This window comes from Kribbella sp. NPDC048837, from assembly GCF_055586945.1.
Genome location: NZ_JBVJHF010000001.1, coordinates 1,097,919 through 1,118,410, shown reverse-complemented (window position 1 = coordinate 1,118,410; position 20,492 = coordinate 1,097,919). Strand labels below are relative to the sequence as shown.

Annotated in this window: 19 protein-coding genes; 12 read left to right on the top strand and 7 right to left on the bottom strand. The window is 70.1% G+C overall.

Annotated features, from left to right (window positions below):
- Positions 1 to 3 precede the first annotated feature (3 nt).
- On the bottom strand, positions 4 to 1,944 hold the full coding sequence (locus tag ACZ6O0_RS05155; RefSeq protein ID WP_465763535.1) for a potassium transporter Kup: 1,941 nt from the start codon (positions 1,942 to 1,944) through the stop codon (positions 4 to 6).
- A 97-nt stretch (positions 1,945 to 2,041) separates the two neighbouring features.
- Between ACZ6O0_RS05155 and ACZ6O0_RS05150 the strand changes: the two genes are divergently transcribed.
- Positions 2,042 to 3,295 (top strand): MFS transporter, encoded by a 1,254-nt coding sequence (locus ACZ6O0_RS05150; RefSeq protein WP_465763534.1) that lies wholly within the window; start codon positions 2,042 to 2,044, stop codon positions 3,293 to 3,295.
- Positions 3,292 to 3,825 carry a chloramphenicol phosphotransferase CPT gene (gene cpt / locus ACZ6O0_RS05145; protein ID WP_465763533.1) on the top strand — a complete coding sequence of 178 codons (534 nt, stop codon included), beginning with the start codon at positions 3,292 to 3,294 and terminating at the stop codon, positions 3,823 to 3,825. Before ACZ6O0_RS05150 ends, cpt begins: the two co-directional genes overlap by 4 nt.
- On the opposite strand, the gene ACZ6O0_RS05140 is transcribed toward cpt, so the two are convergent.
- Positions 3,813 to 4,424: a TetR/AcrR family transcriptional regulator gene (locus ACZ6O0_RS05140; protein ID WP_465763532.1), complete on the bottom strand. Its 612-nt coding sequence runs from the start codon at positions 4,422 to 4,424 to the stop codon at positions 3,813 to 3,815. The two genes, cpt and ACZ6O0_RS05140, sit on opposite strands and share 13 nt — an antisense overlap.
- A gap of 60 nt (positions 4,425 to 4,484) precedes the next feature.
- Here ACZ6O0_RS05140 and ACZ6O0_RS05135 point away from each other — a divergent pair, with 60 nt between their 5' ends.
- The 3 genes from ACZ6O0_RS05135 to ACZ6O0_RS05125 all read left to right on the top strand — a co-directional run bounded on the left by ACZ6O0_RS05135 (position 4,485) and on the right by ACZ6O0_RS05125 (position 7,111).
- The gene (locus tag ACZ6O0_RS05135; protein ID WP_465763531.1) at positions 4,485 to 5,495 is read left to right on the top strand and encodes a hypothetical protein; all 1,011 of its coding nucleotides are present in this window, start codon (positions 4,485 to 4,487) and stop codon (positions 5,493 to 5,495) included.
- A gap of 1 nt (position 5,496) precedes the next feature.
- On the top strand, positions 5,497 to 6,441 hold the full coding sequence (locus ACZ6O0_RS05130; RefSeq protein WP_465763530.1) for an aldo/keto reductase: 945 nt from the start codon (positions 5,497 to 5,499) through the stop codon (positions 6,439 to 6,441).
- Between the two features lie 79 nt (positions 6,442 to 6,520).
- Complete coding sequence (locus ACZ6O0_RS05125; RefSeq protein WP_465763529.1) at positions 6,521 to 7,111, top strand: TetR/AcrR family transcriptional regulator; 591 nt, start codon at positions 6,521 to 6,523, stop codon at positions 7,109 to 7,111.
- Here ACZ6O0_RS05125 and ACZ6O0_RS05120 read toward each other — a convergent pair.
- Positions 7,098 to 8,195, bottom strand: a complete 1,098-nt coding sequence (locus ACZ6O0_RS05120; protein ID WP_465763528.1) for an aldo/keto reductase — start codon at positions 8,193 to 8,195, stop codon at positions 7,098 to 7,100. The genes ACZ6O0_RS05125 and ACZ6O0_RS05120 overlap by 14 nt on opposite strands.
- A 99-nt stretch (positions 8,196 to 8,294) precedes the next feature.
- On the opposite strand from ACZ6O0_RS05120, the gene ACZ6O0_RS05115 reads away from it, so the two are divergent.
- Complete coding sequence (locus ACZ6O0_RS05115; protein WP_465763527.1) at positions 8,295 to 10,292, top strand: GMC oxidoreductase; 1,998 nt, start codon at positions 8,295 to 8,297, stop codon at positions 10,290 to 10,292.
- A 34-nt stretch (positions 10,293 to 10,326) separates the two neighbouring features.
- Here the strand turns inward: ACZ6O0_RS05115 and ACZ6O0_RS05110 are convergent, their stop codons facing one another.
- Positions 10,327 to 10,845: a VOC family protein gene (locus ACZ6O0_RS05110; protein ID WP_465763526.1), complete on the bottom strand. Its 519-nt coding sequence runs from the start codon at positions 10,843 to 10,845 to the stop codon at positions 10,327 to 10,329.
- Positions 10,846 to 10,877: 32 nt separating this feature from the next.
- Positions 10,878 to 11,573: a LysR family substrate-binding domain-containing protein gene (locus ACZ6O0_RS05105; RefSeq protein ID WP_465763525.1), complete on the bottom strand. Its 696-nt coding sequence runs from the start codon at positions 11,571 to 11,573 to the stop codon at positions 10,878 to 10,880.
- Between the two features lie 33 nt (positions 11,574 to 11,606).
- On the opposite strand from ACZ6O0_RS05105, the gene ACZ6O0_RS05100 reads away from it, so the two are divergent.
- Positions 11,607 to 11,981, top strand: a complete 375-nt coding sequence (locus ACZ6O0_RS05100) for a DUF5997 family protein (RefSeq protein WP_465763524.1) — start codon at positions 11,607 to 11,609, stop codon at positions 11,979 to 11,981.
- A gap of 39 nt (positions 11,982 to 12,020) precedes the next feature.
- Here the strand turns inward: ACZ6O0_RS05100 and ACZ6O0_RS05095 are convergent, their stop codons facing one another.
- Entirely contained in the window at positions 12,021 to 12,761 is a 741-nt protein-coding gene (locus ACZ6O0_RS05095) for an alanyl-tRNA editing protein (RefSeq protein WP_465763523.1), read from the bottom strand.
- Positions 12,762 to 12,906: 145 nt separating this feature from the next.
- Between ACZ6O0_RS05095 and ACZ6O0_RS05090 the strand changes: the two genes are divergently transcribed.
- From ACZ6O0_RS05090 to ACZ6O0_RS05080, 3 genes are read left to right on the top strand one after another with little or no spacing between them, the layout of a single operon-like run.
- Positions 12,907 to 13,830, top strand: a complete 924-nt coding sequence (locus ACZ6O0_RS05090) for an N-acetylglucosamine kinase (protein WP_465763522.1) — start codon at positions 12,907 to 12,909, stop codon at positions 13,828 to 13,830.
- A 10-nt stretch (positions 13,831 to 13,840) separates the two neighbouring features.
- A complete protein-coding gene (locus ACZ6O0_RS05085) occupies positions 13,841 to 14,854 on the top strand; it encodes an SIS domain-containing protein (protein ID WP_465763521.1) in 1,014 nt (337 codons plus the stop codon).
- A gap of 14 nt (positions 14,855 to 14,868) precedes the next feature.
- Positions 14,869 to 16,809 (top strand): primary-amine oxidase, encoded by a 1,941-nt coding sequence (locus ACZ6O0_RS05080; RefSeq protein WP_465763520.1) that lies wholly within the window; start codon positions 14,869 to 14,871, stop codon positions 16,807 to 16,809.
- Here the strand turns inward: ACZ6O0_RS05080 and ACZ6O0_RS05075 are convergent.
- Positions 16,781 to 17,947, bottom strand: coding sequence for an ROK family transcriptional regulator (locus ACZ6O0_RS05075; RefSeq protein ID WP_465763519.1), 1,167 nt, complete (start codon positions 17,945 to 17,947; stop codon positions 16,781 to 16,783). The genes ACZ6O0_RS05080 and ACZ6O0_RS05075 overlap by 29 nt on opposite strands.
- Positions 17,948 to 18,069: 122 nt before the next feature.
- On the opposite strand from ACZ6O0_RS05075, the gene ACZ6O0_RS05070 reads away from it, so the two are divergent.
- On the top strand, positions 18,070 to 19,014 hold the full coding sequence (locus ACZ6O0_RS05070; RefSeq protein WP_465763518.1) for a sugar phosphate isomerase/epimerase family protein: 945 nt from the start codon (positions 18,070 to 18,072) through the stop codon (positions 19,012 to 19,014).
- 14 nt (positions 19,015 to 19,028) lie between these two features.
- Positions 19,029 to 20,492, top strand: coding sequence for an aldehyde dehydrogenase family protein (locus ACZ6O0_RS05065; RefSeq protein WP_465763517.1), 1,464 nt, complete (start codon positions 19,029 to 19,031; stop codon positions 20,490 to 20,492).

Genomic DNA, 20,492 nt, shown 5'->3' with positions numbered 1-20,492 from the left:
GGCCTACACCTCGATATGGGATCCGATGATGACGGTGCGGTCGCGGGGGAGGTTGAAGTACTCGGCCGCGTCGGCGGTGATGTGGGACGTGGTCAGGAACAACTGCTTGCGCCACCGCGCCATCGTGTCGCTCTTCCCGCGGCGGAGCTCGATCTTGGACAGGAAGTACGACGCGTGCTCGAGGTCGAGCGCACCTTCGGTGGCGTCCGGGTCCAGCGTCGCCAGGGCAGCGGGGACGTCGGGAGTCTCCATGTAGCCGAACTTCGCGGTGACGTGGGTGATCCCGTCGTCGCCGTACCCGAGGTCGTCGACGAAGGCCCGCTGGTCCGGGGCGACCCGGGGCACCGGCTCGGTCTCGATCGAGACGATCACGACGTGCTCGTGCCGGACCTGGTTGTGCTGGACGTTCGCGCGCAGCGCCAGCGGAGCGGTCTGGCTGCCGCGGTTGAGGAAGATCGCCGTACCGGGCACCGTGCGCGCGGTCAGGTCACCGGCGCGGAGCTGGTCGATGAACTCCTGCAGCGGGCCTTCGGTCCGCTCGCGCTCGGCCGTGACGACGGCCCGGCCGCGCTGCCAGGTGGTCATGATCGTGAACGCGGTGATGGCGATCAGCAACGGCAGCCAGGCACCGTGCGCGAGCTTGGTCAGGTTGGCGCCGAGGAACAGCAGGTCCACCGCGAGCAGCGGCGTGGCGCCGGCGACGATCAGCCACTTCGGGATGTTCCACCGGTAGTGGGCGACGTAGAAGAACAGCAGCGTCATGATCGTGATCGTCCCGGTGACCGCCATGCCGAACGCGTAGGCGAGCGCGGCCGAGCTGCGGAAGGCGAAGATCAGCGTCAGCACCGAGACGAGCAGCAGCCAGTTGATCCACGGCACGTAGATCTGGCCGATCGTGGTCGCCGAGGTGTGCGCGATCCGGAGCCGGGGGAGATAGCCGAGCTGCGCGGCCTGGGAGGCGACCGAGTACGCCCCGGTGATCACTGCCTGGGAAGCGATCACGGTCGCCGCGGTCGCGAGCAGGACCAGCGGCAGCCGGCCCCAGTCCGGCACCAGCAGGAAGAACGGGCTGCTGATGTTCGCCTCGTCCTTGAGGATCAGCGCACCCTGGCCGAAGTAGCTGAGTGTGCAAGCCGGCAGCACGAGGCCCAGCCACCCGCGGGTGATCGCGCGACGGCCGAAGTGGCCCATGTCGGCGTACAGGGCCTCGGCGCCGGTGACCGACAGGACGATCGCGGCCAGCGCGAAGAACGCGATGTGGAAGTGGCCGGCCAGGAAGCCGATCGCGTACGTCGGCGGCAGCGCCTTGAGGATGCCCGGGTGCTGGACGATGCCGGTGATACCGCAGACGCCGATGACCACGAACCAGGCGATCATGACCGGCCCGAAGACCCGGCCGACCGCCTCGGTGCCCCGGCGCTGGACCATGAACAGGACCACGATGATCACCGCGGTGATCGGTACGACGTACTCGCCCAGCGAGGGCTCGACGGTCTTGAGTCCCTCGACCGCGGACAGCACCGAGATGGCCGGGGTGATCATGCTGTCGCCGAAGAACAGCGACGCGCCGAAGATCCCGACCGCGGCCAGCACGACCGCGGACCGCCGGCCACGCTGCGCACCCCAGCGGCGCACCTGCGTGATGAGGGCCATGATCCCGCCCTCGCCGTGGTCGTCGGCGCGCAGCGCGAGCAGTACGTAGGTGATGGTGACGATGATCATCACCGACCAGAAGATCAGCGAGACCACGCCGAAGACGTTGTTGCTGCTGACCGGCACCGGGTGCGGGTCCTCGGGGTTGAAGACCGTCTGCAGCGTGTAGATCGGGCTGGTCCCGATGTCGCCGAACACCACACCGAGCGCGCCCACCACGATCGCGAGTTTGACCGTGTCGTGGGCACTCGGACCGGCGTGCGTCGTACCGGTCTGCTGGGGATCCGTCACGGCACCGGACGATACAGCGCCCGGGATCCAGCGCGGGGGATGTCGAGAGCGGGTAGGTGACTCCGACGTACCGGGTGACTACGGAGGAGGTGCTCCGATGACACCGGAGCGGGTACTGCGGACCTACATCACGCTGGTCGTGGTGTCGACGGGTGCGTCGTCGATGATCTGGGGCATCAACACGCTGTTCCTGCTGGACGCGGGTCTGAGCATCGGGCAGGCGTTCGCCGCGAACGCGTTCTTCACCGTGGGCATGGTCCTGTTCGAGGTGCCGACCGGCGTCGTCGCGGACACGGTCGGACGGCGTACGTCGTACCTGCTGGGGACGGCGACGTTGTTCGGGTCGACGCTGCTCTACCTCGTGCTGTGGCAGACGCACGCGTCGTTCGTGCTGTGGGCGGTGGTGTCAATGCTGCTCGGCCTCGGATTCACGTTCTTCAGCGGTGCGACCGAGGCCTGGCTGGTGGACGGGCTGCACGCGACCGGTTACCGGGGCTCGCTCGACGACGCGTTCGCGAAGGGGCAGGTGGCGAACGGGATCGCGATGATGGCCGGCTCGATCGGCGGCGGCCTGCTGGCGCAGGTGAGCAACCTCGGCGTTCCGTACGTCGCTCGCGCGGTCCTGCTCGCGGTCACCTTCGCGGTCGCGTGGCGGGCGATGCGGGACATCGGCTTCACGCCGAAGCCGCGGGTCTCGGTCCGGTCCGAGATGGGCGGGATCCTGCGGGCCTCGCTGCGGCACGGGCTGCTCAACCCGCAGGTTCGCTGGTTGATGATCGCCGGTCCGTTCACGGCCGGGGCCACCGTGTACGGCTTCTACGCCGCGCAGCCGTATCTGCTCGAGCTCTACGGTCACGCCGACTCGTATGCGATCGCCGGTCTGTCCGCGGGGATCGTCGCCGGTGCCCAGATCGCGGGTGGCGCCTCGGCGTCGTACGTGGCCCGTGTCTTCCGGGACCGGATCATGATCCTGGTCGTGGCCATCGCCGGGGCCGGTGTGGTGATCGCGCTGATCGGCCTGGTGACGTCGTTCTGGCTCGCGCTCGGTCTGTTGATGGTGTGGGGCACGATGTTCGCCGCCGTGACCCCGGTCCGGCAGGCGTACCTGAACAGCCACATCCCTTCCGCCCAGCGAGCAACGGTGCTGTCGTCGGACAACCTGCTCGCCTCTGCCGGCGGCGTCGTCATCCAGCCCACCCTCGGCCGTTCCGCCGACCTGTGGGGCTACGGCCCGGCCTACGTGCTGACGGCCGTCGTCCAGATGCTGGCCCTGCCGTTCCTCGGGCTCGCGCGCCGCCGGAACAAACCCGTCGAGGCGACCACGGACGAGCCACTAGCCTTGCGGGCGTGACGGCTCGATTGATCATCATCAACGGTGGGTCCAGCTCCGGGAAGACCGGGATCGTGCGGTGTCTGCAGGCGGTGCTGGCGGAGCCGTGGCTGGCGTTCGGGGTGGATGACTTCGTCGACGCGATGCCGGCCGCGATGGAGGGATCGGCGGCCGGGATCGAGATCGGGCCGGACGGCGAGGTGTCGGTCGGGCCGGCCTTCCGGGAGCTGGAGGCGGCCTGGATGACCGGGATCATCGCGATGTGCCGGGCCGGCGGCCGGGTGATCATCGACGACGTCTTCCTCGGTGGCGGCGCGTCGCAGCAGCGTTGGCGGGACGTGATCGGTGACATCGAGACACTGTGGGTCGGCGTGCGTTGCGCGCCGGAGGTCGTGGCCGGCCGCGAGCTCGCCCGGGGTGACCGGGCCGTCGGCATGGCCGAGAAGCAGGCCCTGATCGTCCACGAGGGCGTCACGTACGACGTCGAGGTCGATAGCGCCCACGCCGAGTCGATCGACTGCGCCCGGATGATCGCCCGCTACCTGACGTAGTCCACCCGGGCGAGTGCGCTGCCGATCCGCCGGCGGTGATCGGTGGCCACCTCGTCGGCGTCGTCGCCCGCCAGGATGCGCCGTACCGACTCCAGATGGACGGTGCGGTAGGCGGCGACCGTGAGCGCCGCGGTGAGCTGTGCGTCGGGAACCTCGGTGCGATCCATCGCGGTGGCGATCGCCTGTTCGAGGTGGTCGAGGAGCTCGCGGGCCCGGGACTGGAGGGCGCGGGACTCGCCCACGACCTCCCAGAAACGGGTGAACTCGGCGCGCATCGCCGACAGCGGGTGGCCTTGGTCGGCGAGCCCGGTCAGGAGGTCCGCCAGGGCGGCGACCGCGGAGGTGCCAGCAGGGCGGTCGTTGATCGCGGCAACGATCAGGGCCTGCGCCTCCGGGTAGCGGTCGAAGAGCAGGTCCTCCTTGCGGGCGAAGTGCGCGAACACGGTCGGCCGGGCCACGTCGGCGGCCTCGGCCACCTCCGACACCGACACGTCGTCGAACCCGCGCTCGAGGAAGAGCGCGGTGGCGACCTCGGAGATCCGGGTCCTGAGCTCGGCCTTCTTCCGTTCCCGGCGGCCGTGCGCGACATGCTGATCCACCAGCTAACCATACTGGATAAAAAGATGTACCGAGTATGAGTTCTTGCTAGGCTGCCGGTCATGCGTTCCATCGGGGTGAACTACGACACCGGCCTGCGGTACGAAGGTCGCAGCACGCGCGACCACTTCGACCCGGCAGCGGTGCGCGACGAGCTGACAGTGATCGCGGACACGCTGCACGCTCCCGCGGTCCGGGTGGTGGGGACCGAGGCCGATCGGCTGGAGGTCGCCGGGGAGGCGGCGCTGGCGGCCGGGCTCGACCTGTGGTTCTCGCCGATGCCGATGGACCTCGAGCCCGAGGAGTTCATCGCGTTCCTGACCGACTGTGGCGCCCGGGCGGAGAAGCTGCGGCAGTCCGGCCGCGGCGACGTCGTACTGGTCCTCGGCTGCGAGCTCTCGGTGTTCTGCAAGGGATTCGTGCCCGGCGAGACCTCGGGGGAGCGGCTCGCGACGATGGCCGACCCTGCCACCTGGACCGACCAGGCCAAGATGGCGCAGTTGTACGCCGGACTCTCGCGCTGGGGGGAGGTCCAGCAGCAGCTGGTCACGGCCGCCCGCGAGGTGTTCGGCGGCCGGATCACCTACGCCGCCGGGATGTGGGAGGACGTGAACTGGGAGCTGTTCGACATCGTCAGCATCGACGCCTATCGCGACGCCGCCAACGCGGCGACCTTCCACGACGAGCTGCAGGACCGGCTGAAGTGGGGCAAGCCGGTGGCGGTCACCGAGTTCGGGTGCTGTGCCTACCGGGGCGCGGCCGATCGCGGCGGATCGGGCTGGATGATCGTCGACCGCGGGGTCGATCCGCCGGAGATCAAGGGATCCTACGAGCGCGACGAGGAGGAACAAGTGGAGTACCTGCTGGAGCTCGTCGAGGAGTTCGAGCGGATCGAGCTCGCGGCCGCGTTCTGGTTCAGCTTCGCCGGCTTCGAGCTGCGGCACCGCCCGGACGATCCACGGCACGATCTCGACCTGTCGTCGTACGGGCTGGTCGCGGTCGGCGACGACGGCCGGCTGACGCCGAAGCGCGTCTTCGGCACACTCGCCGAGCTGAACGACGGGCAGCGCTGAGATGGAACAGGTCCGGCTCGGGGCGACCGGTCTGCGGGTCTCTCGGATCTGCCTGGGGATGATGAGCTTCGGCACCGGTGGCGCCCGCGAGTGGCATCTGGGCGAGGACGCCGCGGAGCCGATCGTCCGGCGCGCGGTCGAGGGCGGCGTGACGTTCTTCGACACCGCCGACGCCTACTCCAAGGGGACCGGGGAGGAGCTGACCGGGCGCTTGCTGGGGAAGTTCTTCGGCCGCCGTGAGGACTACGTGCTCGCGACCAAGGTCTACTACCCGACCGGCCCGGGCCCGAACGACCGTGGCCTGTCCCGCAAGCACATCCTGGACGCGATCGACGCGTCGCTGCGCCGGCTCGGCACCGAGTACGTCGACCTCTACCAGATCCATCGATGGGACGACGAGACGCCGATCGAGGAGACGATGGAGGCGCTGGCCGACGTCGTCCGCGCGGGCAAGGTGCGCTACCTCGGTGCGTCGAGCATGTTCGCCTGGCGGTTCGCGAAGGCGCAGCGGGTGGCGCCGATCCCGTTCGTCTCGATGCAGAACCACTACAACCTGGTCTACCGCGAGGAAGAGCGCGAGATGATCCCGCTCTGCGTCGACCAGGGCGTCGGCGTGATCCCGTACAGCCCACTGGCTCGCGGCCTGCTGGCCCGGACCGGAGGTACGGCGAGGTCCGGCGCGGACCCGGTCGCCGGGGACCTGTACGGCGAGAACGACCTGGCCGTGGTGGAAGCCGTCCGGGCGGTCGCCGCTCGCCGTGGTGTCCCGCCCGCGCAGGTCGCCCTGGCCTGGCTGATGGGCTCGCCCGGCGTCACCGCCCCCATCGTTGGAGCCACCAAGACCCAGCACGTCGAGGACGCGATCGCCGCCGTCGACGTCGTCCTCACCCCCGAAGAACGAGCCGAAGCGGAGGCGCCGTACCGTCCTCATCCGGTACTCGCGTAGATCGGAGCGTGGCGGATCGAGTACCACGGCGGGCCGTTCCGCACCACGGTCTGATTGAACCGGCAGGTACAGTCGTCACGTGCTGACTGCGAAGGGTACGGCGACCCGCGGGCGGATCATCGACGCGGCCGCGGCGGAGATCCGGGAGCGCGGCGTCAGCGCCGTGACGCTCGACGACATCGGGCGGCGGAGCCGGACCGGGAAGAGTCAGCTGTTCCACTACTTCCCCGACGGCAAGGAGCAGTTGCTGCTCGCGGTGGCCGAGCGGGAGGCCGACCGGGTGATCGAGGACCAGCAGCCGCAGCTCGGGCAGCTGACGACCTGGGACGCCTGGCACGAGTGGCGTGACGTCGTCGTCGAGAAGTACCGGCGCCAGGGCGTGAACTGCCCGCTCGGCGTGCTGATCACCGAGATCGGCCGGCACACCCCGGCGGCGCAGGCGGTCACCGCCAAGCTGCTGGCCCAGTGGCAGCACCGGATCCAGGCCGGCATCGAGGAGATGAAGGCCGCGGGCGAGATCCGCTCCGACGTGGATCCCGCCCGCGCCTCCGCGGCGCTGATCGCCGCGATCCAGGGTGGTGTCGCCATCCTGATGTCGAGCGGTTCGGCGCAGCACCTCGAGTACGCCTTGGATCTCTGCCTGGACTACCTGCGAGCTAGCTCCAGTTGAGCACGGGCGGGAGATAGCCGGCGGGCTTGTCGGCGACCTTCGCCCCGGCGTTGACCAGCCAGCCTTGGTACTCCGGCGTGAACATCCGATAGACCGACTCCGGCGGTACGGCGCCGGCCTCGTCGAGTGCGGCGCGGAGCTCGGCCGGCAGCGCGAAGTCGAGCGCCTTGATGCTGGACTGCAGTTGCTCGGGCCGGCTCGCACCGACGATGGCCGACGCGACACCGGGCTGGGTCGCGACCCAGTTGATAGCCACCTGCGCCATCGTCACGCCGAGCTTCTCCGCGACCGACTCGACTGTCTTCAACAGGTCCCAGTGCCGATCGGTCCACGCCCGCACCGGTGCGCCGTCGCCGGTGAGGCGCCCGTCGCCCGTCACGCCCTGTGCGTCGTCCCGCTGATACTTCCCGGTCAGGAACCCACTGCCGAGCGGGCTCCATGCGGTGATGCCGAGTCCGAGTTCCTGCCCGACCGGGACGTGCTCGGTCTCGATCGTCCGCTCGACCAACGAGTACGGCAGTTGCAGGTTGATCATCGGCGCGAGCGACTGCGTGTCCGCGAGGGTCTGCGCGCGAGCGGCGTACCAGGCCGGTACGTCGGACAGGCCGGCGTACCGGATCTTGCCGGCCCGGGTGAGGTCGTCGAGCGTGCGCAGGACCTCCTCGACCGGGGTGATCCGGTCCCAGGTGTGCACCAGGAAGAGATCGATGTAGTCGGTGCCGAGCCGGCGCAGGGAGGCCTCGACCGCGCGGGTCAGGTGCTTGCGGCCGTTGCCGCCCGCGTTCGGGTCGCCGGGGTCGACGCTGTTGGTGGCCTTGGTGGTGAGCACCATCCGCTCGCGGATCCCGGTCTCCGCGATCAGCCGGCCGAGGATCGTCTCGCTCTCACCCGCGGTGTAGAAGTCGGCCGTGTCCAGGAAGTTGCCTCCGGCATCGACGTACGCACGGAAGATCGCCCGCGCCTCGTCCTCGGTCTTCCCGTACGGCGCGTGGAAGCCGGACGTCCCGAAGTTCATCGTGCCCAGCGCGAGCCGGCTGACCCGCAGCCCCGACCGCCCGAGCAGGTAGTAGTGATCAAGTGACATGCCCCCAGCGTCGCTCGGCAAAAATGGACCGGCAAGTACAGACATCAGATCGAAGACCTCACCCGCGACAACCACGGCTGCGTCTGATTGGGTTGGACGGTGCGATTGTCTGAGCGGCAGCGGGTGGTGCTGGAGCGGCTGGCGGAGGTCGCCGTACCGGCGGATGAGTTTCCGTCGGCGGCGGAGGTCGGGGCGGTGGCGTTCGTCGAGCGGGTGCTGACGCTCGATCGGCCGGACTGGCTGGAGCGCGTGGAGCGGGCGCTGGAGGTCGCCGGGACGGAGCCTGAGCTCGGGGCGGTGCTGGCGGACGAAGACGGTGCCTGGCTCGTGCGGCTGGTGATGCAGGGGTACTACGCGGATCCGCGCGCGTGGGCGGTGATCGGCTGGCAGACCGGTGAGTTCGAGACCGTTCAGACCGAGCTGACGATCACGCCGCGCGCGGCGTTGGCGGATCGGTACGACTGCATCGTGATCGGCTCGGGTGCGGGCGGGGGCGCGGCCGCGCAGGTCCTGGCCGAGTCCGGGCGGTCGGTGCTGGTGGTGGAGCTGGGCCGCTATCCGACCACGGCATCGCTCACCCACGACCATCTCCGCAACCCACGGTCGGTGGCCGGCCTGCCGGCGGTGACCGACCCGGATCCGCAGGGACGTCCGCGAGTAGCTGTGGTTGACGACGTACCGTCGCGGGTTCTGCCGCCGGACGGTGGGTGGGGCAACAACGCGTTCACGGTCGGCGGCGGCACGCGGGTGTACGGCGCTCAGGCGTGGCGGTTCGTTCCCCGCGACTTCACGATGGCCACGACGTACGGCGTACCTGAGGGGAGCGCCTTGTCCGACTGGCCGATCACGTACGACGACCTGGAGCCCTACTACTCGCTGGCCGAACAACGCTTCGGCGTCAGCGGCGGGGGAGTCGACCCCTGGCACGACCCGCGGTCGATCCCGCTGCCGATGCCGCCCATGCCGCGGACCGGTCCGGCTGATCGGCTCGCTGCCGCTGCGGACAGGCTGGGCTGGGGGACGCTCGACGTACCGCTGTTGATCAACTCGGTCGACTACCAGGGCCGGTCCGGCTGCGTCCGGTGCGGGCAGTGCGTCGGCTTCGCCTGTCCGGTTGAGGCGAAGTCGGGCACCCACAACACCGCGCTGCCTGCCGCGCTCGCCACCGGCCGCTGCACGCTGGTCACCGAGACCACGGCCGAGCGCCTGGTCACCGACCAGTCCGGCCGGGTCACCGGCGTCGCAATGGTCGCCGACGACGGGTACGGCGGCGTCTGGCGACGGACCGTGGGCTGCAGGGAGGTCGTGGTCGCCGCGGGTGCCTCCGAGACACCGCGGCTACTGCTGAACAGCGCCCACGACCGCGAGCCGAACGGACTCGGCAACAACCACGACCAGGTCGGCCGGCACCTGCAGGCCCATGTGTACGCCGGTGCCGTCGGCCTGTTCGACGACGAGGTGATGGATCTGGTCGGGCCCGGGGTGTCGATCGCGACGTGCGACTTCCGGCATGGCAACGACGGGATCGTCGGCGGCGGGATGCTGGCCAACGAGTTCGTGCCGACGCCGGCCGCGACGTACGACTATCTGGCCGGGGCGGGCCTGATCCCGCGGGCCGGTGCGGCAGGGAAGGCGGCGATGCGGCGGGAGGCGCGGCGGATGCTGCGGGTCGTCGGGCCGATCCAGGAGGTGTCGTCGGCGGAGTCGCGCGTACGCGTCGATCCCGGGGTCGTCGACCGCTTCGGGAACCCGGTGGTCGTGATCAGCGGGTCGATTCATCCGGAGGACGTCCGGGCGCACGGCTTCATGAGCGCGAAGGCCCGGCAGTGGCTGGAGGAGGCCGGTGCGGTGCGGACCGCCGTCGGTGCGGTCGGCACGCTCGGCCGGGCCAGCGCCGGTCAGCACCAGGCGGGGACATGCCGGATGGGCGACGATCCGGCGCGGTCCGTCACCGACCCGTACGGGCGTGTGTGGGGACACGACAACGTGTGGATCGCCGATGCGTCGGTGCACGTGACGAACGGCGGAGTGAACCCGGTGCTGACCGTTCTGGCCGGCTCACTCCGGATCGCCGAGCATCTGACCCGTCGAGGCTGAGCTGGTCGACCAGGACCGCGCCGCGGCCGGTGAGTCAGCCCAGGACGCGGGAGATGCCGACGCCGCTGCGGGCGTCGCGACCGTACTTGGCGACCTCCCCGGCCAGGTCGAGCCGGCTGACGCCGGCCTTCTGCCGGTCCTCGTCGGTGAGCAGATCGGCCGGGATGATCCAGACGATCTCGAACTCCAGCCCGTTCGGGTCCTTGCCGTACAGCGACTTCGTCGTCCCGTGGTCCGACGCGCCGACCAGCGCGCCGTGCTCGCTCAGCGTCGTCGCGAGGTCCTCGAGATCGCCGAGGGTGTCGACCTCCCAGGCCAGGTGGTAGAGCCCGACCGTCGACCGGCCCGCGCCGGACGCACCGGCCTGCGCGCCGATCTGGAACAGCCCGAGGTCATGGTCGTTGGTCGACCCCGGAGCCCGGAGGAACGCGGCGCCCTGCATCGCATCGCCGCCCTCGGTGTAACCGAAGCCGAGCACGTCGCGGTAGAACGCGACGCTCTCGGCCACGTCGCGCACGTACAGCACCGCGTGATTCAACCGGAAGATCGCCATGCCGCCATGGTAGTTGAAGACTCAACATAAATCTAGCGCCGGCGCGACGGCTTCCTCCGCCCGCCGGCGGGCGGCTGCTTGCCGGCCTTCGGTGGTGTCTTCTTCGTAGCCGGCTTCGCGGTGGGAGCCGGGCCGCGGGTGCTGTTGACCGTCCGGCCGCGGACGATGCCGATGAACTGCTCCATCAGCTCCGACGGCTCGCCCTCGGGCCAGGTCAGCGCGACCTGCGACTCCGGCGCGCCGGTGAGCGGCCGGTAGGTGAGGTCCTTGCGGTGGTGCAACCGGGCCAGCGACTGCGGTACGACGAGCAACCCGGTGCCCATGGCAACCAAAGCGACCGCGTCCGCGGTGCTGTCCGGCCGCTCGTCGATCACCCGGCCCGGCGGGCGGTCCCAGTCGAGGACGTTGTCCAGTGGGTGCAGCATGAGCTCGTCGGCGAGATCCTCGAGGGTGACCTCGTCGGCCGCGGTGACCAGGTGATCCTTCGGGACCACGACGACCGTCTGCTCGACGTACAGGGGAATGGCGTGCAGGCCCTCCCGGTCGATCGGCAGCCGGAGCAGGACGGCGTCGGCTCCGCCGGCGCGGATCAGGGCGGGCGCGTCGGCGGCTGCGACCTGGATCAGCTCCAAGGGGACCCGGGGCAACCGCTCGCTCCAGGTCCGCACCCACTTGGCGGGTGTCACGCCGGGCACGTAGCCCAGCCGGAAGGAGGGTTGTCCGGTCACGGCTGCCAGGTTACCGGGCGTTACGCTGCTGCCATGACGGCGCGCAAGACTCCCCAGACGATGAAACCCGCGACGGCGGCCAAGAAGCTGGACGTGTACCTCCCGGCGACCCCGGCGGAGTTCCAGGAGGGTGTCGTGTCGCGGGACGAGTTGAACGCGTTGCAGGCCGACCCTCCCGAGTGGCTGCGCGAGCTCCGGCGGACCGGGCCGCACCCGCGCTCGGTGGTGGCGGCGCGGCTGGGCGTGTCGATCAGCGGCCTGGCCCGGGCGGGGATCACCGAGGCGCTGACCACCGACGAGATCGACGAGATCAGGTCGGAGAACCCCGACTGGCTGGAGCGTGAGCGCGCCACCCAGGCCGAGGTCCGCCGGCAGGAGGCCGAGGTCAAGAAGAAGGCCCGCTCCTGACCTGACCGCGCGGGCCGGGCCGACGGCGTCGTACGGACGTCAGCTCAGGCGCACCCGGAGGCGGCGGAAGCCCCGGCCCTTGCTCTCCATCTTGACCACGTCCATCCGGCCGATCAGCGCGGTCGAGGCGACGTGCGTCCCGCCGTCGGCCTGGGTGTCCAGGCCGGCGATGTCGACGATGCGGACGACCTCGATATCCGGCGGCAGCAGGTTCGTGGCGGTGCGGATGATGTCCGGGATCGCGAACGCCTCGTCCCGCGGCAGGTTGCTGACGGTGATCCGGCGATCGGTCCGGATCTCCGCGTTCACCGCCTCGGCCACCCGATCCTTGAAGTCGGGCGGCACCTCGGCGAGGTCGAAGTCCATCCGGGCGGTCAGCGGCTCCATGTTCCCGCCGGTCACCAGCGCGCCGTAGTCGCGGAACACCACCCCGGTCAGCACATGCAGCCCGGAGTGCGTGCGCATCAACGCCGTACGGCGTTCGTCGTCCAGCGCACCGCGGACAGCCGTCCCGGCCGGCAGCACCGGGTCACCTTCGTGCGGCACCAGGTACAGATCGTCGCCCTTGACCGTGCCGACGATCCGGGTCCGTACCCCGCCCCACAACAACACGCCCTGATCGGGCGGCTGCCCGCCGCCACCCGGGTAGAAGGCCGACCGATCGAGCACGATCCCGCGCTCGGGATCGACGCCGGCCACCGTCGCTTCCCACTCCCGCACCGACGCATCGTCGAGATCCAGCCGCTGCGTGTGCCCGTGCTGATTCGTCTCACCGCTCATGGTGATCCGAATCTAGCAACCCGTCGCTAAGTTTGTTAAGCTACCGAACATAGAGAGTGAATCTCTGGGAAATGCACGGCAGTGCAGGACCGTTGGTGGGGCTGTTCGTCTGTTGAGTACCAATCGAGGGTTCGGTGATCGAACGATGGTAGCTGCCTCGCCCCGCCCGCGGGAGGTCGTCGGCATCGACGTCGGCGGCACCAAGACCCACCTCGCGCTCGGGTACGGCGAGAACGTCACCAAGGAGTGGACCCTGAGTACGCCGTCCTGGCGAACGCACTCCCTCGACGACAACGCGGTCGCCCTCTCCCGCCTGGTGCGTGACTGGCTGGGTGACGAGGCACGGCGGCTCCCACTGGTCGTCGGCGCACACGGCTGCGACAGCACCGAGCAGTGCGACGAGTTCGCGGCGGCGCTGCGCGGATACTTCTCCGGCGGTGTCCTGGTGGTCAACGATGCCGAACTGCTCGTGCCGGCCGCGGCCGGTCGCGACGGTATCGGTCTGATCGCGGGCACCGGTTCGATCGCGGTCGCCCGGATGGACGGCCGGCTGATCACCGCGGGCGGCTGGGGATGGGTGCTCGGCGACGAAGGCGGAGCCGCCGGGCTGGTCCGCGAAGCCGTCCGCGCGGTGCTCGGCGCGCTGGACCGCGGTGACCCGGTCGACCCCCTCGGACGCCGGCTCCTCCCCGTGTTCGACGCCGTCGATGGCGCGCAGCTGGCGATGGCGGTGACCACGTCGGCGTCGGCCGCGTGGCTCGGAGAGCGCGCGATCGAGATCTTCCGTGCCGCCGACGAGGGCTCGGTCCTCGCCGTCCGGGTCATCCGGGAGGCGGGGCGGCAGTTGGCGGAGCTCGTCGACCGGCTGATCCATCGCGGTGTCGCGGCCGGCCCGGTCGTCGCCGGCGGCAGCGTGCTCCTCGGGCAGGACCGGCTGCATGAGTCGTTCCGGGCAGCCCTCGGCGTACGCCACCCGGACGTGTCGGTCCAGGTGCTCGACCGTGCACCGGTTTTCGGCGCCCTCGCGTTGGCGGACGGCGTGACAACGAGCTCGAACCCGCAGCACTGAAGGGATATCGATGGACTACTACGAAGCGGTCGCCGGGCAGCCGGTGGCGTTGGCCCGGTCGGCGGCCGTCGTACGCACGCGACTGGCTGAGCTCGAGCTGGATGGCTGGCGGCGGGGAACGTTCGGCGTCGTGTCGATGGGAGCGAGCAGCCACGCCGGTCACGCCATGGTCTTCCGGCTGGCGCGCGACGGCCGGCGCGCGGTGAACCTGGCCGGCTCGGACGTTGTCGCGCTCGGCCGCTCAGGCCTGGTGGCCGGCCCGGCGGACTCCTACCTGTTCGTCTCCGAGGGCGGTAGGAGCCGGGAGACGATCGAGGCGGCGGACCTGGTTCCGGCGGGTGCCCGGCTCGGGCTGACCAATGTCCCGGATGGCCCGCTCGCGTCGCACGTCGATGCGGTCGTCGCGTTGGAAGCGGGGGAGGACAGCCGGGTCTACACGGTCGGCTACACCACCACAGTCCAGGCGTGCGGGCTGTTGGCCGATGCCTTGGCCGGCCGGGACGACGGTGACGACTGGCATCGGTTGCCTGAGTTGGCGTCGCGGACACTGGAACGCCTCGCCCCGGCGGCCGCGGAAGCAGCACGCGGCTTCGCCCGATCCGACTCGATCGACGTGGTCGGTGCGGCCGGGTCCCATGCGGCGGCTGCCGAGGCGGCGCTGTTGCTGCGCGAGTCGACCAGGATCTGCACCGCCACCTATGAGACGTACCAGTACCTGCACGGCCCGATGGAGCCGCTCACGCCGACGAATGCCTGTCTGCTGATCGGAGACGGTCGCGAGGTCGCCCTCTCCCGGTATCTGGCCCGGGCAGGGATCCCGACCGTGCTGGTGACACCGGCACCGGTCGACCAGGAAGAGAACCTCGTCGTACTGACGGTGCCGCAAGCGCCGACGATGTCCCGTGCGGTGCTCGAGATCCTCCCGGTGCAGTTGCTGGCCGGAGAGATGGCACGCCTGCGTGGACTCGCGATCGACGGGTTCCTCCATCACCAGGACGACACCAAGGTGCCGGCGCGCGCGTAGGCGAAGGAGCAGCAATGGTGAGCATCCATCCGCTCGACCCCGTCTCGGCCGATGAGTACCAGGCCGCCCGTAACGTGCTGGAGCAGGCAGGCCTGCTGAGCCCGAGCACTCGATTCGCCTACGTGGGACTCGAGGAGCCGCCGAAGCAGGACGTCCTGGCGTACGACGGCACTCCGCTGGACCGCAGGATCCGGGCATTCCTGATCGACGTCGCCACCGGCGAGCTTGCCGACGTGGTGGTGTCGGTCAGCCGAGGCGAGGTGATCCGGCAGCGCGGGGTGGATCCCGAACGCGACGGGCAGTTCCCGATCCTCGACGAGGACTTCGCCCGGGTGGACGAGATCGTGCACGCGGATCCGCAGTGGCAGAAGGCCGTGCTGCGGCGGGGCGTGACCGACCTGGCCTCGGTCCGGGTGTGCCCGCTGACGGCCGGTTGGTATGGGCACGCCGGTGAAGACGGTCGGCGGATCGTCCGGGTGCTCGCGTTCGTCCAGGACCACGAGTCAGACCTGGCGTGGGCGCATCCGATCGACGGACTGGCGGCGTACGTCGACCTCGTCGAAGGGCGCGTGTACCAGGTGATCGACGAGGCCGACCCGCCCGTGCCGCGTGAGTCCGGCGACTACAACGACCCCGAGGTGAGCGGCTCGCCGCGGTCGACCCTGCGGCCGATCGAGATCACTCAGCCGGACGGACCCAGCTTCCACCTGGACGGACACCTACTGGAGTGGCAGAACTGGTCGCTGCGGATCGGCTTCGACGCCCGCGAAGGCCTCACGCTGCATCAGCTCAGCATCGACGACGCGGGCCGCCGCCGGCCGGTGATCTACCGGGCCTCGGTGCCCGAGATGGTCGTCCCGTACGGCGATCCCGGCCCGGCGCGCTACTTCCAGACCTACTTCGACAACGGCGAGTACCTGATCGGGAAGTTCGCCAACTCCCTGGAGCTCGGGTGCGACTGCCTGGGCGAGATCGCCTACCTGGACGCCACGGTCGCCGACGACCATGGACGGCCGCGGACGATCCGCAACGCGATCTGCATCCATGAGGAGGACTTCGGCATCCTCTGGAAGCACACGGACATCTTCAACGGCTCGTCGCAGACCCGCCGCCAGCGCCGGCTGGTGATCTCGTTCTTCACCACCGTCGGCAACTACGACTACGGCTACTACTGGTACCTCTACCTCGACGGCAGCATCGAGTTCGAGGTGAAGCTCACCGGCGTCATCTGGACCTCCAGCTATCCCGCGGACGCCGGCCCCGGCGGGTATCCGTACGCCACCGAGGTCGCTCCGGGACTCGGTGCGCCGGCCCATCAACACCTGTTCGGCGTACGGCTGGACATGATGGTCGACGGGATCGGCAACGCGGTCGACGAGATCGACGTCCAGGGTCTGCCGGTCGGGCCGGGCAATCCTTATGGCAACGCGCTCACCCGGACCATCACCCGGCTGACGAACGAGGCCGACGCAACGCGGATGGCCGACACGGACCGCGGCCGGGTGTGGCGCATCGTCAGCACCGAGGAGAACAACCGGCTGGGCGGACCGACGGCGTACGTCCTGCATCCCCAGCCGGCTCCGCCGCTGCTCGCGGCCGACCCGTCGACGCTGCGCAAGCGAGCCGGGTTCGCCACCAAGCATCTCTGGGTCACGCGGTACGACGCCGACGAGAGGTATCCCGCGGGCGACTACGTCAATCAGCACCCTGGTGGCGCCGGCCTCCCCAGCTACATCGCGGCCGACCGGGACATCGACGGCCGGGACATCGTGGTGTGGCACACCTTCGGGCCGACACATTTCCCGCGCACCGAGGACTGGCCGGTGATGCCGGTCGAACGCTGCGGATTCACGCTGCGGCCGGCCGGTTTCTTCGATCGCAACCCGACCCTCGATGTGCCCGCGCCCACTGCGGGGCACTGCCACATCAGGTCAGGCGATCCAGGGCCCGGGTGATGGCGAGGTGAACGGCCCCGAGGACGGTGGCGTGCTCGCCCAGCGCGCCGACCGTGATCTCGGTGTCCCAGGCGAGCGCGGTCGTCGCGCGCCGGACGCCGGGCAGGATCAGCTGGTTCTGGCCGACGCCACCGCCGAGGACGACCAGGCCGGGGTCGAGGACGCTCATCACGCCCACCGCGAGCCGGCCGATGTCGGTGGCGTGCTGGTCGACGATGCGGCGGGCGATGGACTGGCCTCGGGCCGCGGCCTGGAACAGTGCCTCCGCGTCCTTCGGCACCGGGCCGCTGCCGGCGGTCCAGCTCGCCGCGCAGCGGGCCATCAAGGCCTCGGAACCGAGGTAGTCCTCGAGGCCGGCGCGGGCCGGCTGCTCGCCCGGCGACCACGGGAACGGCATCATCGCGACCTCGCCGGACGCACCGTGGGCGCCGTGCATCAGCTTGCCGTCGATCACGATGCCGAGGCCGATCTTCACGCCCACCTGGAGATAGACGAAGGTGTCCTGGTTCTGGGCCGCGCCGAGACGGTGCTCGGCGATGGCGGCGCAGTTGACGTTGTTCTCCACGATGACCGGCACGTCGTCCGCGACCGGCAAGGCGGCGGCGAGCTGCTCGACGCCGTCGGGTTGCAGCCCGCTGGCGCTGTCGGTCGACGGTGTGGTGGTCGGTTTGGTCGGTGCGGCCACGACGACGTCGCGGAGCGGGCCGTGATCGTCGCCGACCTCGGCGAGCACCTTCTCGCACAGCTCCATCGTGGCGGACACGGCCGCGTCGGTGACGTTGCGACGGCGGGCCGAGACCCGCTCCTCGCGCGCCGCGATCTGCTCGCCGTCGAGCGAATGCGCCACTACCCGGGCCCGCGTCGCGCCGATCTCGACACCGAGGACGTGGCCGGCGCCCGGAGCCAGGGAATACAGCACCGCGCTGCGACCGGTGGCGCCGCGCGAGGAGCCGCTGCTGCCGACCAGGTCGAGGTTCATCAGCTCGGGCATCACCGCCGACATCGTCGGCCGCGACAGTCCGAGCGCCTGGGCGAGCTGGGGGCGGGTCGCCGGTCCGTGGGTCGCCAGGCGCCGCAGTACACCGCGGGAGCTGTCCGGCAGGTCCAGCCGGCTCGGGGGCGTCGGCGCTGGGTTCACAACAGGCTCCTGACATCGGATGTCGTCACGCAAGGCTCGTCCATATTAACGCAGCCATCGGCAGTTGCTGAGGATCTGTGAGTTTGTTAAGCTGCCGAACATTGACAGTCTGGAGGGTGCTGATGAAAACCGGAGTGTTCCTGGACTGTCTGCGCGGCTGGGCGCTCGACGACGCCCTGGCCTTCCTGGCCCGGCACGAGGTGCGGTGTCTCGAGGTCGGGACGTTCGGCGAGTACGTCGCCTTCGAGTACCGGCTGGACGACCTCCTCGCCGACGGGCGGCAGCGCAAGGAGTTGCAGACCCGGATCGAGGCCGCCGGTCTGGAGATCAGCGCGTTCGGTTGCTACGGCAACCCGCTGCACCCCGATGCCGGGCGTGCCCTGCGCCAGCAGAACCTGTTCACCAAGACGGTCGAGCTCGCGGCGCTGCTCGGTGTGCCGACGGTGACGGAGTTCGCTGGTTGCCCGGGTGACTCCGAGGACGCTCGCTTCCCGAACTGGATCTCCATGCTGGCGCTGGACGATTTCGCGCGGATTCTGGACTGGCAGTGGTCCGAGAAGGTCCTTCCGTACTGGGAGCGCGCCGCCGCGTTCTGCGTCGATCACGACGTCCGGGTCGCCCTCGAGCTGTATCCGGGCAGTGTTGTCTTCAACCCGCGCACGCTGCTCCGGCTCCGTGACGCGGTCGGCCCGGCCGTCGGCGCGCTGGTCGATCCGAGTCACCTGTTCTGGCAGCAGATCGACGTACCGGGGGCGGTGCGGTATCTCGGCTCCGCCGTACATCGCGTTCATATGAACGACAGCCAGCTCAGGACGGAGAACCTGGCTGCGGTCGGCGTCCTCAATCCGGTGCCCGGCGCGGACTGGACGGAGAAGCCGTGGGTCCATCGCACCGTCGGCTTCGGCCACGGCGCGGGCTTCTGGGCGGACTTCGTCGCCAGCCTGGTGGAGATCGGCTACACCGCGGACCTCTGCATCGAGCAGGGCGACGCGCTGTACGACGACGCCGACGGTATCGCCAAGGCCGTCGAGCTGATCCGATCGATCGCCCCGCGCGGCGATCACTAGATGTGGAGAAGCACGTGAAGATCCAGGACCAACCGTGGCAGCAGAGCGTGTTCGTCGACGGGCAGTTCCGGCGGCCCACCGGCAATGCCGGGATCGACGTCCGGGACAAGGCGTCGAACGAGGTGTTCGCGACGGCCGGACTCGCCGACCTGGCCGACGTGGACGACGCCGTCGAGTCGGCCGCCGCGGCACAGCGTGCCTGGGCGCAACGGACGTACGCCGAACGCGCGGCCGTACTGCGGCAGGTGGCCGACCTCCTGGCCGGCCGGGCGGCGTTCCTACGCGAGCTCCTGATCCGGGAGACGGGCTGTATCGCGGGCAAGGCGGAGTACGAGATCGCCGCCGCCACGAGCGAGTTGCTGGAGGCCGCCGCGCTGGCGTCCCGGCCGGTGGGCGAGGTGCTCCCGTCGAATCACGCCGGCCGGCTGTCGCTGTCGGAACGTGTCCCGGTCGGGGTGATCGGCGTCATTACCCCGTGGAACTTCCCTCTCGTGCTGGGCATGCGGGTGATCGCACCGGCGCTCGCGCTCGGCAACGCCGTCGTCCTCAAGCCGTCGCCGGAGACGCCGGTCAGTGGCGGCCTCGCGATCGCGGAGCTGTTCGCCGCGGCCGGAGTGCCCGCGGGACTCCTGAATGTCGTGCCGGGACAGGAGAAGACCGGTCGCCGGCTGGTCGAACATCCGGGGATCGCGATGGTGCACTTCACCGGGTCGACCAAGGTCGGACGCGAGATCGCCGGTGTCGCCGGAGGTCAGCTGAAGAAGGTCTCGCTGGAGCTCGGCGGCAACAATGCGCTGATCGTGCTGGACGACGCGGACCTCGAGCAGGCGACGATGATCGGCGCGTGGTCCAGCTTCCACTACCAGGGCCAGACCTGCATTACGGCCGGCCGCCACATCGTACGGCGCGAGATCGCCGATGCGTACGTCGCCGGCCTGTCCGCACGCGCTGCGGCGATCACGGTCGGCGATCCGCTCGACGAGACGGTCGGGCTGGGACCGATGATCAATGCCAGGCAGCAGGCCAGGGCGCAGGAGCTGCTCGACGAGGCGGTCGCCGGGGGAGCCCGGATCCTGACCGGCGGCCCGAACGCGGCGCCGTTCTTCCGGCCGACCGTTGTCGTCGACGTGACACCGGGCATGCGCCTGTGGAGCGAGGAGATCTTCGCGCCGATTGCGCCCGTACTGGTGGTCGACAGCGATGCGGAAGCGCTGGAGGTCGCCAACGACAGCAGCTACGGACTGGTCGACTCCGTGCTGACCGCGGACCTGGCGCGCGGTCTCGCGATCGCCCGGAACCTGTCCGCGGGGATGGTGCATATCAACGACGCGACACCCCAGGACGAGGCGCTGGCTCCGTTCGGCGGGATCGGGCAGTCGGGGCTCGGTGGGCGCGCGGGTGGCGACTCCAACCTCGACGAGTTCACCGAGCGCCGCTGGACGACGGTTGCCGGCGGCCCCGCTCACTACCCCTACTGA